Raw genomic sequence first — 14,497 nt, forward strand, 5'->3', positions numbered from 1 at the left:
GGTCAGCTGTTCCAGACGCCGGTGATGTCCTTGCCGCGCGCCGCGTTGCCGGCGTGCGCGGTGCCGTACATGTCCTCGATCGTGCGCAGCACGTCGTAGTGGTTGTACGTGGTCGAGGAGGTGGCGCCGGACTTGACCGGCTGGCCGTAGAGGACGGTCGGGATCCGGTTGCCGCTCAGCCGGTTGTCCTCGTCGAAGGTGACCAGCAGCAGGCTGTTGTGGGTCTTCGCCCAGTCCGCGTAGCCCTGGAGGTTCTTCTTGAGCCAGGTGTCACCGGTGGACACCGAGCAGTCGTGCATGTCGCTGCACATGTTCGGGACCACGAAGGACACCGTCGGCAGCTTGGAGTAGTCCTTGGGGAAGGCGTCGAAGGTGTGCGCGGTGTCGGTCGGCACATTGCCGAAGCCGAACCACGGGTTGTGCTTCTGCCGGTACCGGCCGCTGGAGCAGGTGGTGGAGCCCTCGGCGGGCAGGGACTCGTTGTAACTGGCCCAGGATCCGCCCTTGTCGGCGAGTTCGGTGGCCAGGTTGGGCGTGTCGCTGAAGCCGACGTCCACACAGCTGTCGTCGGTGACGCCCTGGGTGTCCCCGGAGAAGAGGGCGTAGTAGTTGGGCTGGCTGGGGTGGGTCTCGGCGTAGGAGGCGGTGAGGCTGGCGCCGCCCGCCGCCAGGGAGTTGAGGTAGGGGGCGGAGGAGGAGCCGATGACCTGGTCGTACGCGTGGTTCTCGAACACCACGACCACGACGTGGTCCGGTGTGGGCACCGCCGTCGTGGGCGACGCCGAGGAGGTGGCCGACCAGAGGCCGAGGGAGCCGGCGGCCAGCCCGAGGGCGGCGGCGAGCGCGCCGAGGTGACGTCTGCGGGGGAGTGGGGAGAGGGGCACGGGGGCCTCCGGGGTGGGGGTGAGGGGCGCTGTGATGCCGACGCGCGCGGGATGGGGTGCGGGGTGCGTCGGCAGCGTAGAGCCCGGCCGTGGCATGTACACGTCTTCCGGCTGACGCTCCGGGGAACGGTCGCCGGGGCGGGGGTGGACGGCCTGCGGGCTGCCGGGGATGCCGAGCCGAGGCCGCCCAAGGCCGTCGTGAACGGACGGAAGCCGACTGAGCCGTTCGGAGGACGACCGATCCGTTCGGAAGTCGACTGAGTCGTTCGGAAATCGACTGAGCCGTTCGGAAATCGCCGGGCCTTGAGCGTCGGGGTCAGGCGGCCGGAAGGCCGAGCAGGCTCCGCGCCACGTGCTGCGGCGACGTGCCGCGCTCCCGCGCGAGCGCGACGAGGGCGCGGCAGGCCAGCTCGTTCACCCCGAAGCTGAGCGCCTCGGGGGAGACCCAGCGCGCGGCCTCGGCGCTCCGGTCGGGATCGTTCTCGGCACAGGCCGCGATGTAGACGGCCGCGGCCTCGAACAGGTTGTGCTGCCGCTCCGGCGGGCGCGGCGGAGACGCGCCCCCGTCCTGTCCTGCCGGCCGTAAGTGCCTGCGAAGCCTTTCGAGCACGCGGATCACCTGCCCCCATGAGCGGCTCTTCCTGCGGTTGTGCAAGTGTGCCCGGTTCACGGGGTGTTGAACCCGTGGGCAGGGGAGGAGGGGCCGTGCAGACGGAGGGTGAGGGCCTTTCGTCGCCCTTGCCCTCTGCCCCCGGGGCATAAGACGGATGCGAGATAGGTCGAAACGATCTATTCTCTCGGTCGTCACCGCCGAGCGGTGGCCACGGGACGACGGCGAGGGAAGTGTGACGGGCATGACGATGCGGGAGACGGAGTTCACCTCCGGCGGGGCGCGGATCCGGTGGACCGAGGCACGGGGGGACGGCGCGCCACTGGTGTACGTCCACGGACTCGGTGCCGCCTCCGCTGTCCATCACGCCCATATCGCCGCGCATCCGGCCCTCGGCGGCCGCCGTTCCCTCTTCGTCGACCTGCCCGGGCACGGGACGAGTGACCGGCCCGCCGACTTCGGTTACACCCTGGAGGAGCACGCCGACGCGCTCGGTGCCGTCCTGGACGCGGCGGGGGCCGGAGGTGCCGAACTCGTCGCCCACAGCATGGGCGGAGCGGTCGCCGTCGTCCTCGCCCACCGCCGGCCCGGCCTGGTCTCGCGCCTCGTTCTCGCCGAGGCCAACCTCGACCCGAACCCGCCCGCGGCCGCGGGGAGCAGCGGCATCGCGCGCTACAGCGAGGAGACGTTTGTGCGGGGCGGCGGTTTCGAGGAGACGCTGGGCCGGGTCGGGGGCGCGTGGGCGGCGACGATGCGCTTGACCGACCCGACGGCACTGCACCGCAGCGCCACCTGGCTGGTCCGCGGCACGCGGCCGACGATGCGGGCGATGCTGACCGGTCTGCGTATCCCGCGGATGTATCTGCAGGGCGAGTTGAGCGGCGAACTCGCGGGGCGGGAGGGGCTGGAGGAAGCCGGTGTGGTGGTTCGGACCGTTCCGGAAGCCGGTCACATGATGATGTTCGACAACCCGGACGCCTTCGTGGCGGCGGTCGCCGGGGTTCCCGAGACCGGATGGGGGGAGGGCGGGGGCCGGCCCGAGGCCGGACGCGAGGAGGGTGCGGGCCGGTCCCAGATGCTCGCGGGCGGTCGCTGAACGCCGCTCCGGCCGAACGTGCGCGGCCTCCGGCCGTCAAGGTCCGCCCCGCATCGCGTGCTTGCCGACCGCCGACGGGTGAGCGAGGCTTGCACGACACTGCCGGGGAACGCGGAGCGGGAGGCGGCGCATGGGGCTCGGCAAAGGGTTCGGCAAGGAGTTCGAAGCGATACTCGACGACCTGACGCGGCGGGCCGAGGGCGTACGGCATGCCCTCGTGCTGTCCAACGACGGCCTGGTGACGGGCGCCAGCGAAGGGCTGACCAGGGAGGACGCCGAACATCTGGCCGCCGTCGCCTCGGGGTTGCACAGCCTGGCCCAGGGTACGGGCCGGCAGTTCCGGGCGGGCCGGGTACGGCAGACGATGATCGAGTTCGATGGCGGCGTCCTCTTCGTGACGGCCGCCGGGGACGAGAACTGCCTGTGTGTGCTGGGGAGCGGTACGGCGGACGTCGGGAGCATCGCCTACGAGATGACCGTGCTGGCCGACCGGGTGGCGGCGTGGGCCGCCGGGTCGGGCGGGGCGGTTGAGGGGGCCGGTGTGGCTGAGGGGGCCGGTGTGGGGACCGGTCCGGAGTCGGGTGTGGGACCCGGTCCGGAGCCGGGCATGGGGACTGGGCCGGAGCCTGGTGTGGGGTCCGATCCGGACGGTCCGTGGCGGGGCCCTGGGGAGTGTCACGGTCGGCAGGGGTGACGGGGGAGTGCCGGCCGGGAGTGAGCGTGCGGGGGCGAACCGGCCCGCCGCGTGCGGAGTGAGCCGGCCGTCGTGAGAGCGCGATGCCGTGACGGGAGCGACGCCTGAGGCGTTGTCAGACCCCTCCTCTACAGTCGTCACTGAGAGTAGTCGACGAGTGGCGGGAGAGTGTCATGGCGGATCGGTGCATGTCCGGGAGCGCGGCGGAGGGCGGCGTCCCCTTCGGGCGCGCGGCGCGGGAACTGGGTTTGAAGATCGGGGAATTGGACCTCGCCGTGCAGGTGGGGGAGGTGCGGACGGTCATGTCCGGGCCGGAGGGGCCGCGGCGGATCCGCGGAGAGGACATCGAGCGGCACCGGTCGGCCGAAGGGTTCCCCGACGCCCTCTGGTCCCGGCTGCGGACGGTCGGCACGGCGGAGGGCGCCGAGCTCGCGGGCATCGCTCCGGCGCGCTTCACCCGGCTGGCCCGGGGCGGCCTCCTCGTCCCCGCGCGGTTCTGGATCAACCGCTACGGGGCGGTCGTCTGGCGGTACCTCGCGTCGGATGTCGTCGAGTTCGCCGAACGCCGGCCGGACCTGCTGACCGGCAGACTCCCGGCCGACCTCCGCGCGGCGGCGGACGACGGCGGAGACCGACGGGGCGTGCGCTGGCGCGGTCTGCGCGTGGAACAGCTGACGACCCAGGCCGGGGACCCCTGGCAGCGGGCGGCCGCCGCCGCGGCCGTCCTCTCTCCCGTCCAACTGGTTCCCGCCGTCCCCGACCCGGCCGAACGCGCCTGGATCAGCGCCCTCCGCCCGGCGCTGACCTCCGTGCGCCCGTCGGCGCCCGCCGGGCGCGCGGCGGTGGAGGGGCTGGTGTTCGCCGACGGACCCGACGAGGTCGCGCACTACCAGGCGCGCGTGCGGGCGGCCCTGACCGTCGAGGCGCGGGGATACCGAGCGCTGCCGGAGTCGGTGGACATCGGGTCGGTAGGCGCTGGGGTGGTAGGTGCTGGGCCGGAGAGCGTCGCGGGTGACGGGGTGGTGACGGCCGTCGGTGGCGGGGGCCGCCCGCTCGTGCCGTCACCGGATGTGTCCCGGGGCGCTGAAGCCTCGGACGGGGTAACCGCGGGTGAGGAGAGCCTGGTCGGGGTAACCGCGGGCGGGGAAAGCCCGGTTGGGGTAACCGCAGGCGGAGAAAGCCCGGGTGGGGAAGCAGCCGGCGCCGCCTCGGGCGATCGGACGCCACCGTCCGTGCGCCCCTCGGCCGGCGAGCCGGGCGTGGTCGAAGGGCGACGGGCGGCCGAGCCCTTGGCAGCCGAGCCCCCGGCGTCCCAACTCCCGGCATGCGAACTCCCGGCGGCCGACGCCGCGGCGTCGCATCCGCCACCGTCGAGCGACTCCCACGTCCCCTGCTCGGGAAGCGACGCCCTGGGCGCCGACGTCCCCGCTCAGCCGACTGCCCCCGGTGGCACGCACTCCGTATGGCGGGTCCTCGACCGGCTCCTCGCGCGGAGCGGACGGCCGGGGACGGCAGGCCGCCGGGAGCGTTCCGCCGGGTGGCTGCGGACCGTGCCGGGACGCGCCGGGCGACGGAGCGCCGGCCGGCCGGCCCGGCGGCATCCCGCGGACGCGGGCGCGCGGAGGCGGTCTCCGTCGGAACGGATCAGCGGACGACCTTGATGCCGAAAGGGGTGCCGAAGCCGAGGGCGAAGCCGATGGCCGAGTGCATGTGGGCGTACATCTCCATGCCGCGGGCGGAGACCAGCGGGCCCAGGTCGAGGACGTCCGTCCAGCCGTAGGCCCTCAGCAGGTCGGTGACGGCCGCCTTGGCGTCGGCGTGGTCCCCCGCGATGAACATGGTGTGGTCGCCCCCGCCGACGGCCTCGGGGTCGACGACGGTGTCCTGCTCCTGCGTGACGAACGCCTTGACGACCTTCGTCCGCGGCAGCGCGCGCTGGATCCGCTCGGCGAGGCTGTCGGTGTGGCACGGGTCGAGCTTCGGCATCGTGCCCCAGGGCGTGGGCCAGGGGTGGTCGACGTCGGGGTTGTAGACGTACGGGACGGCGTAGTCGGCGAGCGTCTTGCCCGCCAGTTGCTCCTCGGCCGCGGACAGGGCGGCGACGGCGTTGCGGCCGTCGATGCCGTTGACGACCAGCTCGGGGGCCCGCTCCGCGGCGTCGGCGAACGTGTGCAGTTCGACGCCCGGGTGGTCGGCGAGCCAGGTGCCGAACGGCGGGGCGCCCATCATGTCGGGTTCGGTGCGGGCGAGCGTGGCCTCCGGGTCGCGCGTGCCGACGTGCACCTCGTGCCCGAGTCCGGCGAGCCGCGCGATATGGGCCCGCGCGCCGCCACCGGTACCGAGAACAGCGATCTTCATGGGGGAATCCTCCCGTTTTGTTCCTTCGGGTGGTTCCCACGGTAGGAAGGAAGTAGGACAGTGGGTGTCCTTTGCGGCAAGCAGAGTGAAGATCATCGCAAGCGGCGCGACCGCCCGCCCCCCCGCTCCCGTATGCCGGCGCTGCCCGGATCCGGCCCGCTACAGGGCCGAATCCGGACAGCGGCGGGGGCAGGTGTCAGAGCTGGCCCACGTCCATGACGCGGATCACCGCACGGCCCTCCTCGTCCGACGCCGCCAGGTCCACCTCGGCCGAGATGCCCCAGTCGTGGTCGCCGTTCGGGTCGGCGAAGGTCTGGCGGACGCGCCAGAGACCGTCCTCCGGCTTCTCCTCGATGCGCAGCAGCTTGGGGCCGCGCGCGTCGGGGCCCGTGCCCAGCTCCTCGTACTCGTCCCAGTAGGCGTCCATCGCGGCGCCCCACCGCTCCTCGTCCCAGCCGGACTCGGCGTCCATCTCGCCGAGTTCGCCGACCCGGTCGAGCGCGGCCAGCTCGACGCGGCGGAACAGCGCGTTGCGGACCAGCACCCGGAAGGCCCGGGCGTTCGCCGTGACCGGCTTGACCTGGTCGGCGCGCTCCTGCGCCTCCTCGGCCGTCTCCACCTCCGGGTTCGCGAGCTGCTCCCACTCGTCCAGCAGGCTGGAGTCGACCTGCCGCACCATCTCGCCCAGCCAGGCGATCAGGTCCTCGAAGTCGTCCGACTTCAGGTCGTCCGGCACGGTGTGGTCCAGCGCCTTGTACGCGCTCGCCAGGTAACGCAGCACGATGCCCTCGGTGCGCGCCAGGTCGTAGTGGGAGGTGAACTCCGTGAAGGTCATCGCCCGCTCGTACATGTCGCGGATGACGGACTTCGGCGACAGCGGGTGGTCGCCCACCCACGGGTGGCTCTTGCGGTAGACGTCGTAGGCGTGCGTCAGCAGTTCCTCCAGCGGCTTGGGGTAGCCGACGTCCATCAGCCGCTCCATCCGCTCCTCGTACTCGACGCCCTCGGCCTTCATCTCCGCGACCGCCTCGCCGCGCGCCTTGTTCTGCTGCGCGGCGAGGATCTGCCGCGGGTCGTCCAGCGTCGACTCCACGACCGACACCATGTCCAGCGCGTAGGACGGCGACTCCGGGTCCAGCAGCTCGAACGAGGCCAGGGCGAAGGTGGACAGCGGCTGGTTGAGGGCGAAGTCCGACTGGAGGTCCACCGTCAGCCGGACGACGCGGCCCTCGGCGTCGGGCTCGTCGAGCCGCTCGACCACACCGCCGTCCAGCAGCGAGCGGTAGATGGCGATGGCCCGGCGGATGTGCCGCAGCTGGTTCCTCCGCGGCTCGTGGTTGTCCTCCAGGAGCCGGCGCATCGCCTCGAAGGCGTTGCCCGGCCGGGCGATGACCGCCAGCAGCATCGCGTGGGTGACCCGGAACCGGGAGGTGAGCTGCTCGGGCTCGGAGGCGATGAGCTTCTCGAAGGTGTTCTCGGTCCAGCCGACGAAGCCCTCCGGCGCCTTCTTGCGGACCACCTTGCGGCGCTTCTTGGGGTCGTCGCCCGCCTTCGCCAGCGCCTTCTCGTTCTCGATGACGTGGTCCGGGGCCTGGGCCACGACAAAGCCCGCGGTATCGAAGCCGGCCCGCCCGGCGCGGCCCGCGATCTGGTGGAACTCCCGAGCCCGCAGCGTGCGCACCCGCTGCCCGTCGTACTTGGTGAGGGCGGTGAACAGCACCGTGCGGATGGGCACGTTGACGCCCACGCCCAGGGTGTCCGTACCGCAGATCACCTTCAGCAGCCCGGCCTGCGCCAGCCGCTCCACCAGCCGCCGGTACTTCGGCAGCATGCCCGCGTGGTGCACCCCGATGCCGTGCTTGACGAACCGGGAAAGGTTCCGGCCGAACTTGGTAGTGAACCGGAAGTTGCCGATCAGCTTGGCGATCTCGTCCTTCTCCTCGCGCGAGCACATGTTGATGCTCATCAGCGCCTGCGCCCGTTCGACGGCCGCCGCCTGCGTGAAGTGGACGATGTAGACCGGCGCCTGCCGGGTCTGGAGGAGCTCGGTCAGCGTCTCCGTCAGCGGCGTCGTGCGGTACTCGTACGACAGGGGGACGGGCCGGGTCGCCGAGCGCACCACCGCGGTGGGCCGGCCGGTGCGGCGGGTCAGGTCCTCCTCGAACCGGGAGACGTCACCCAGCGTCGCCGACATCAGGACGAACTGGGCCTGGGGGAGCTCGAGCAGCGGGATCTGCCACGCCCAGCCGCGGTCGGGCTCCGCGTAGAAGTGGAACTCGTCCATCACGACCTGGCCGATGTCGGCGTCCTTGCCGTCCCGCAGGGCGATGGAGGCCAGCACCTCGGCCGTGCAGCAGATCACCGGGGCGTCGGCGTTGACCGAGGCGTCACCGGTGAGCATGCCGACGTTCTCGGTGCCGAAGATCTTGCAGAGGTCGAAGAACTTCTCCGACACCAGCGCCTTGATCGGCGCGGTGTAGAAGGTCACCTGATCATTGGCGAGCGCCGTGAAGTGGGCCCCGGCCGCCACCAGGCTCTTCCCCGAGCCGGTCGGTGTGGAGAGGATCACGTTCGCCCCGGAGACCACCTCGATCAGCGCCTCCTCCTGGGCGGGGTACAGCGTGATGCCCCGCTCCTGGGCCCAGGTCGAGAAGGCCTCGAAGAGGGCATCGGGGTCGGCATGGCTCGGCATCTGATCGATAAGGGTCACACCCCCATACTGCCTGGCCCCGCCCGGATCCGGGAACCGGCCGGTCGAACGATGATCATCCGGGCATTACGCTGAGTCGCCGACACGGCGTCAGGAAGAGAAAGGCGCCGGTGGTGAAGGGGCGGAAAGAACATGATGGGACCGGCGCACTCGCTCTCCGGGGCCGCGGCCTGGCTGGGGGTGGGAGCCGCCGCCGCGGGCGCCGGACATCCGATGCCCTGGCCGGTGCTCACCGTCGGCGCCCTGATCTGCGCCGGAGCCGCCCTCGCCCCGGACCTCGATCACAAGTCGGCGACGATATCGCGCTCCTTCGGCCCGATATCGCGGACCCTCTGCGGCGTCATCGACGCCCTCTCCCACAGCGTCTACAAGGCCACCCGCGGCAAGGGCGACCCACGGCGCAACGGAGGCCACCGCACCCTCACCCACACCGCGGTCTGGGCGCTGCTCATCGGCGCCGGCACCTCCCTGCTGGCCGTGGAAGGCGGCCGCTGGGCCGTGCTCGGCATCCTCTTCGTCCACCTGGTGCTGGCCGTCGAAGGACTGCTCTGGCGGATGGCCCGGACCTCCAGCGATGTCCTGGTCTGGCTGCTCGGCGCCACCAGCGCCTGGATCCTGGCCGGGGTGCTCGACCGGCCCGGCCACGGATCCGACTGGCTGTTCGCCGACCACCCCTACCTGTGGCTCGGCCTGCCCATCGTGCTCGGTGCCCTCGTGCACGACATCGGGGACGCCCTGACCGTCTCCGGCTGCCCGATCCTCTGGCCGCTCCCCATCGCCCGCAAGCGCTGGTACCCGGTCGGACCGCCGAAGTCGATGCGGTTCCGGGCCGGCAGCCGGGTGGAGGTCAAGGTGCTGATGCCGCTGTTCATGGTGGCCGGCGGGATAGGGGGAATCGGCGCGCTGGACCTGCTCTGAGCCTCCGGAGGGGCGGCCCTCGAGCCGCCCCCCGGCACCGCGCAAGGAGCTTGACGCCCCGTCGGACGGTCCCCCTACGGTGGCCGCATGCCTGCCACCTCGCCGATCCCCTCGCTGCTGTACTACGCGAACTCCTACGGCCTGTTGAAGGAAGTCGCCACCCGGCTGCGCCTGACCACCGGCCCCGCGACGCGCTCCCCGAGGGATTGTGGGAGAAGAACCGCGCGGTACGCCGGCATGCCCGGGAGGCGGCCGAGGACGAGAAACGCACCGAGCGGCGCCGCGCGTCATTCGAGGGACTGCTGCACGACCCCGACCAGCAGTGGGCCCGCGCGACCTCCGGCTTCCGCCCCGGCTCCCTGTCCGGTTTCTTCGCCCACGCCGACCTGCCGCCCTTCCTGGCGGCCTGGCGCGACGGCGAGGCCGCCTGGCCCTTCGCCGGTGCCCCCTTCCCCCGCGACTTCCTCCTCTCCTCCCACCCGCTGCTGCGGCTGCGCGCCCTCCTGCCCGACTGGCCCGAACCGGGCTACGGACGCGACCGCGTCCACCTGGACGCCGAGGAGCAGACGGCGGCCGGACTGCTGCTGGCCCGCGCCGACCGGTACGACCTGCTCGGGCAGGTCGTGGCCGCGGGCGACCGCGCACTCCTCGACAAGGTCCGCCCCGCCTTCGAGACGTCCCTGCGCGAGCGGAGCCCACGGGCGCTGCGCACGGCCCTGGCCGCCGAACGGCGCCGCCGCGACCGCCTCTTCCGCAGTTTCGCCGCGGAGGCGGACCCGGAGCCCGACGAGCGGTGGATCGCGGTCGACTGGGACGCCGTACGGCAGGCCGTGGACGCCGACGGCCCGCTCCTGCGCGAGCGTGCCCCCGAGATCGTGGCCCACCCCGAGTGCCCGATGGAGCTGCGCGTCCTGGTGGCCACCCGGGGAGCGGACCAGTTCGTGTGGTCCCGGCTCCTGTCCGACCGCCCCACGGGCCTGCACCTGCTGCGCACCCTGCCGATGCGGCCGGACCGCTCCCTGGCGGTGCCCTTCTCGTACACGGGCGAGGCCGGCGTCGGCGTCGACGACCTCCTCGATCTCGCGCACCCCGCCGACCTGCTGCTGCGGGACGCTGCGGGGCTGCCCGGGATCGCCCGGTGGCACCCGATGAAGTGCGTGATCACGGAGCACGACGAGCGGGGGCCGAGGCGGCTGCTCCGGGGCATCACGGAGGCGGCCGACCGCCGGCTCGGCGACGACCCCGGCGCCTGGACCATCGGCTGCCGCCTCGTGGCGGGCCGCCGCTTCACCGGCTCGGTGAACGAATTGTTCGAAAGGGCGACGGCGGGCCGGCCCCGCCCGGGGACCGGCCGCGACGACGGCCGCCTGTCGACGGCGGGAGGCGCCTGACACCGGACGGCCACCGGCCACCGGGCGGCTCACCACCGGCGCGCGGACCTCGCGGCCGGTGGGAGCGCGCCGCCCGGCGGCGACGCCCACCGCCGCGCCCTCGCCGCGATCAACGGGCCGGTGCCCGCCTGACGACGGCCCGGCGCGGGGTCGTGCCTACCGCTGCCAGGACCGCCACAGCGCCGCGTACGTCCCGTCCGCCGCCACCAGTTCGTCGTGGCTGCCCAGTTCGCTGATCCGGCCGTCCTCCGCGACCGCGATCACGTCGGCGTCGTGGGCCGTGTGCAGCCGGTGGGCGATGGCCACGACCGTCCGGCCGTCCAGCACCCTGGACAGGGAGCTCTCCAGCCGCCGGGCCGCCCGCGGGTCCAGCAGGGACGTCGCCTCGTCCAGCACCAGGGTGTGCGGGTCGGCCAGGACCAGCCGCGCCAGCGCGATCTGCTGGGCCTGGGCCGGGGTGAGGGCGAGGCCGCCCGAGCCCACCTCGGTGTCCAGCCCGTTCTCCAGCGCCCGCGACCACTCCTCGGCGTCCACCACCTTCAGCGCCGCCCACAGCTCCTCGTCGCCGGCGCCGGACCGGGCCAGCAGCAGGTTGTCCCGCAGCGAGCCGACGAAGACGTGGTGCTCCTGGTTGACCAGCGCCACATGCCGCCGCACCCGCTCGGTCGGCATCCGGGACAGTTCCGCGCCGCCCAAGGTCACGGTGCCGGAGCCGGGTGCGTAGATCCCCGCCAGCAGCCGGCCCAGCGTCGACTTGCCCGCGCCGGACGGACCGACCAGCGCCACCCGCGTACCGGGCGGCACGGCCAAGGACACGTCGTGCAGCACGTCGTTCCCCGGTGCGTAGCCGAAGCGGACGCTGTCCGCCCGCACCTCCCGGCCCTCGGGCCGGACCGCCTCGTCGCCCCCGGCGGGTTCGATCTCGCGGACGCCCACCAGCCGGGCCAGCGACACCTGGGCGACCTGGAGTTCGTCGTACCAGCGCAGCACGATGCCGACCGGCTCGTTCAGCATCTGGGCGAACAGCGCGCCGGTCGTCAACTGGCCCACGGAGATCCACCCCTGGAGGACGAAGACTCCGCCGAGGAGCAGCACCGAGCCCGCCACCAGCGCGTGCGTCATGTTGACCACGGGGTAGAGCACCGTGCGCAGCCAGAGCGTGTAGCGCTCCCAGCGCGTCCACTCGAGAACCCGCCGGTCCGAGAGCGCCACCCGGCGCGCACCCAGCCGGTGCGCCTCGATCGTGTGCCCCGCGTCCACCGTCTCGGCCAGCGACGCGGCCACCGCGGCGTAACCCGCCGCCTCCGACCGGTAGGCGCGCGGGGCGCGCGGGAAGTACCAGCGGCAGCCGGCGATGAGCAGGGGCAGCGCCACCAGCACGGCCAGGGCCAGCGGCGGTGCCGTCACCGTCAGCGCGCCCAGCAGCAGCGCGCCCCACACGACCCCGATGGCCAGCTCGGGGACCGCCTCCCGCATGGCGTTCGCCAGGCGGTCGACGTCGGTGGTGATCCGGGACAGCAGGTCGCCGGTACCCGCGCGTTCGAGGACGCCGGGCGGCAGCCGTACCGAGCGGACGAGGAAGTCCTCGCGCAGGTCGGCGAGCATCTCCTCGCCGAGCATCGCGCCGCGCACCCGGGTCATGCGGGTGAACAGCGTCTGCACGGCCAGGGCCACCGCGAACAGGGAGATCACCGGACCCAGCCGGACGGCCGCGTCCTCCGACAGGTCCTCGACGAGGCCGCCGAGCAGGTACGGGCCCACCATCGAGGCCGTCACCGCGACGGAGTTGACCGCCACCAGCAGGACCAGGGCCCGCCGGTGCCGGCGCGCCAGCTCCCGTACGCAGCGGCGGACGGTCGCCGGCCCGCCGACCGGCAGGGTGGTCGCCGACTCCGGCGCCGCCGGGTCGTAGGAGGGCGGTGCCACACCGATCATGCCGAGTCCCCGATCCGTCCGTTCGCCGACGTGCTCACCGCTTCCGTGGGCACGGTGTCCGGGCCGCCGTCCGTCTCGCGGGTGACCGCGGCGCGGTAGGTCCGGTGGGTGCGCAGGAGTTCGTCGTCCCGTCCCTCGGCCACCACCCGTCCGTCCAGCACCATCACCACGCGGTCCGCGCGGTCGAGCAGCAGCGGACTGGAGGTGAACACCACCGTCGTGCGCCCCTCGCGCAGGGCGCGCACGCCCTCGCCGACTAGGGCCTCGGTGTACGCGTCCACGGCCGACGTCGGCTCGTCCAGCACCAGCACCTCCGGGTCGGCCACCAGTGACCGGGCGAGCGCCAGCCGCTGCCGCTGGCCGCCCGACAACGACCTTCCCCGCTCGGTGATATGGGCGCCCATGGCCCCTGCCGTCGGATCGGCCGAGGAGCGCTCCAACGAGTCCAGGACGTCGTCACAGCGCGCCGCCGCCAAGGCGGCCTCGGGCGCCACCCGCCCCGACGACGGCACGTCCAGCAGCTCCGCGAGGGTGCCGGAGAGCAGCACCGGATCCTTGTCCTGCACGAGCACCGCCTCCCGTGCGGCCGCCAACGGCACCTCGTCCAGGGCCGCTCCGCCGAGCAGCACCGACGGCGTCCCCGCCGCGGCCCTGGGCGCGTGGCCGCCGAGCCGCTCGGCGAGCAGGCCGGCGGCGTCCGGGTCGCCGCACACCACCGCCGTCAACTCCCCGCCCCGCGCCCGCAGTCCCGTCACCGGGTCGTGGAGGTCACCGCCGAGCGCGCGTCCGGCGTCCGCGCCGGCCGGCTCCGCCGTGCGCCGCAGCGCCAGCAGCCGGGCCGCCCGCTCGGCCGAGGGCCGGGAGAAGGAGTAGGCCATGGCCGCCTCCTCGAACTGCCGCAGCGGGAAGAGGAGGAACGTGACCACGCCGTACACGGTCACCAGCTCGCCGACTCCGACCCGGCCGTCGCGGACCAGCCCCACCCCGATCCACACCACCGCGATCATCAGCAGTCCCGGAAGCAACACCTGAACCGCCGCGATCAGCGCCCACATCCGCGCGCTGCGCACGGCGGCCCCCCGCACCTCCTGCGACGCCCGGCGGTACCGGGCGAGGAACAGCTCCTCGCCGCCGATGCCGCGCAGCACCCGCAGCCCCGCCACGGTGTCCGACGCCAGCTCCGTGGCGTGGCCCGCCAACTCCCGCTGCTCGTCCGCCCGGCGCGTCGCCGGCGGCAGCAACGGCAGGATGGCCAGCACCAGCAGCGGCACCCCGACCGCCACCACCGTGCCGAGGACCGGCTGGTAGAGCACCAGGCCCGCGCAGACGGCGAGCGTGGTGACCGCCGCCGAGAGGAACCGCGACTCGGTCTCCACGAACCAGCCGATGTGCTCCACGTCCGCCGTCGAGACCGTGACGATCTCACCCGCGGCGACACGCCGCGTCAGCGCGGAGCCCAGCTCGGCCGCCTTCCGGGCCAGCAACTGCTGCAAACGGGCGGCCGCGGTGATCCAGTTGACGGCGGACACCCGGTGGAGCATGGTTTCGCCGAGCGCCGTGAACACGCCCAGCAGCAGCATCAGGCCGCCCGCCACCGCCAGCCGGGACCCCGAGCGGTCGACCGCGGCCTGCACCGCCATGCCCAGGGGCAACGGGAACAGGGCCACGGCGGCCATGTGCAGCACGCCCCACCCCAGAGCCGCCGACTGCCCGCCCAACTGGCGGCGGCTCAGCCACAACAGAAGGCGGGGGCCGGACCGGGCGTCCGGCACTCCGGGGTCGGCATAGGGAAGATCGCGAATACGCATGACATCCCAAGGGAGCGAAGGGGGAGGGAAGAAGGGGATCCGTGACAGCGTCGCCCTCCCGGAGCGCCGAATTCAACCGAATTTCCGGCACCA

Annotated in this window: 10 protein-coding genes and 1 pseudogene; 5 read left to right on the forward strand and 6 right to left on the reverse strand. The window is 73.2% G+C overall.

Annotation, left to right across the window (positions count from 1 at the left end; all coding sequences use genetic code 11):
• Positions 1-2: 2 nt before the first annotated feature.
• A complete protein-coding gene (locus ACQEVS_RS30220) occupies positions 3-884 on the reverse strand; it encodes an alkaline phosphatase family protein (RefSeq protein WP_433025851.1) in 882 nt (293 codons plus the stop codon).
• A gap of 316 nt (positions 885-1,200) precedes the next feature.
• Positions 1,201-1,503, reverse strand: coding sequence for a hypothetical protein (locus ACQEVS_RS30225; protein ID WP_433028048.1), 303 nt, complete (start codon positions 1,501-1,503; stop codon positions 1,201-1,203).
• A gap of 241 nt (positions 1,504-1,744) precedes the next feature.
• Between ACQEVS_RS30225 and ACQEVS_RS30230 the strand changes: the two genes are divergently transcribed.
• The 3 genes and pseudogenes from ACQEVS_RS30230 (at position 1,745) to ACQEVS_RS30240 (ending at position 4,945) form a co-directional block, all read left to right on the forward strand.
• Positions 1,745-2,590 (forward strand): alpha/beta fold hydrolase, encoded by an 846-nt coding sequence (locus tag ACQEVS_RS30230; protein WP_433028051.1) that lies wholly within the window; start codon positions 1,745-1,747, stop codon positions 2,588-2,590.
• Between the two features lie 130 nt (positions 2,591-2,720).
• Positions 2,721-3,086, forward strand: a pseudogene (locus tag ACQEVS_RS30235) (roadblock/LC7 domain-containing protein); the annotation flags it as partial.
• 371 nt (positions 3,087-3,457) lie between these two features.
• The gene (locus tag ACQEVS_RS30240; protein ID WP_433025854.1) at positions 3,458-4,945 is read left to right on the forward strand and encodes a DUF6397 family protein; all 1,488 of its coding nucleotides are present in this window, start codon (positions 3,458-3,460) and stop codon (positions 4,943-4,945) included.
• Here ACQEVS_RS30240 and ACQEVS_RS30245 read toward each other — a convergent pair.
• Both ACQEVS_RS30245 and ACQEVS_RS30250 read right to left on the reverse strand, forming a co-directional pair.
• Positions 4,929-5,642: an NADPH-dependent F420 reductase gene (locus ACQEVS_RS30245; RefSeq protein WP_433025857.1), complete on the reverse strand. Its 714-nt coding sequence runs from the start codon at positions 5,640-5,642 to the stop codon at positions 4,929-4,931. The two genes, ACQEVS_RS30240 and ACQEVS_RS30245, sit on opposite strands and share 17 nt — an antisense overlap.
• Positions 5,643-5,838: 196 nt before the next feature.
• Positions 5,839-8,352 (reverse strand): DEAD/DEAH box helicase, encoded by a 2,514-nt coding sequence (locus ACQEVS_RS30250; RefSeq protein WP_433025860.1) that lies wholly within the window; start codon positions 8,350-8,352, stop codon positions 5,839-5,841.
• 132 nt (positions 8,353-8,484) lie between these two features.
• Between ACQEVS_RS30250 and ACQEVS_RS30255 the strand changes: the two genes are divergently transcribed.
• Positions 8,485-9,270, forward strand: coding sequence for a metal-dependent hydrolase (locus tag ACQEVS_RS30255; RefSeq protein WP_433025863.1), 786 nt, complete (start codon positions 8,485-8,487; stop codon positions 9,268-9,270).
• 206 nt (positions 9,271-9,476) lie between these two features.
• Entirely contained in the window at positions 9,477-10,661 is a 1,185-nt protein-coding gene (locus ACQEVS_RS30260; RefSeq protein WP_433025866.1) for a hypothetical protein, read from the forward strand.
• A gap of 156 nt (positions 10,662-10,817) precedes the next feature.
• Here ACQEVS_RS30260 and ACQEVS_RS30265 read toward each other — a convergent pair whose 3' ends face one another.
• Both ACQEVS_RS30265 and ACQEVS_RS30270 read right to left on the reverse strand, forming a co-directional pair.
• Complete coding sequence (locus tag ACQEVS_RS30265; RefSeq protein WP_433025869.1) at positions 10,818-12,596, reverse strand: ABC transporter ATP-binding protein; 1,779 nt, start codon at positions 12,594-12,596, stop codon at positions 10,818-10,820.
• On the reverse strand, positions 12,593-14,404 hold the full coding sequence (locus ACQEVS_RS30270; protein WP_433025872.1) for an ABC transporter transmembrane domain-containing protein: 1,812 nt from the start codon (positions 14,402-14,404) through the stop codon (positions 12,593-12,595). The genes ACQEVS_RS30265 and ACQEVS_RS30270 overlap by 4 nt, the downstream gene beginning before the upstream one ends.
• Between the last annotated feature and the right edge of the window lie 93 nt (positions 14,405-14,497).

Source organism: Streptomyces sp. CA-181903 (assembly GCF_050937075.1).
Classification (GTDB): Bacteria; Actinomycetota; Actinomycetes; order Streptomycetales; family Streptomycetaceae; genus Streptomyces.

Coding starts and splice junctions, on each gene's coding strand:
- ACQEVS_RS30240 (WP_433025854.1), top strand. CDS start 3,458: ATGGCGGATCGGTGCATGTCCGGGAGCGCGGCGGAGGGCGGCGTCCCC.
- ACQEVS_RS30230 (WP_433028051.1), top strand. CDS start 1,745: ATGCGGGAGACGGAGTTCACCTCCGGCGGGGCGCGGATCCGGTGGACC.
- ACQEVS_RS30255 (WP_433025863.1), top strand. CDS start 8,485: ATGATGGGACCGGCGCACTCGCTCTCCGGGGCCGCGGCCTGGCTGGGG.
- ACQEVS_RS30270 (WP_433025872.1), bottom strand. CDS start 14,404: ATGCGTATTCGCGATCTTCCCTATGCCGACCCCGGAGTGCCGGACGCC.
- ACQEVS_RS30265 (WP_433025869.1), bottom strand. CDS start 12,596: ATGATCGGTGTGGCACCGCCCTCCTACGACCCGGCGGCGCCGGAGTCG.
- ACQEVS_RS30245 (WP_433025857.1), bottom strand. CDS start 5,642: ATGAAGATCGCTGTTCTCGGTACCGGTGGCGGCGCGCGGGCCCATATC.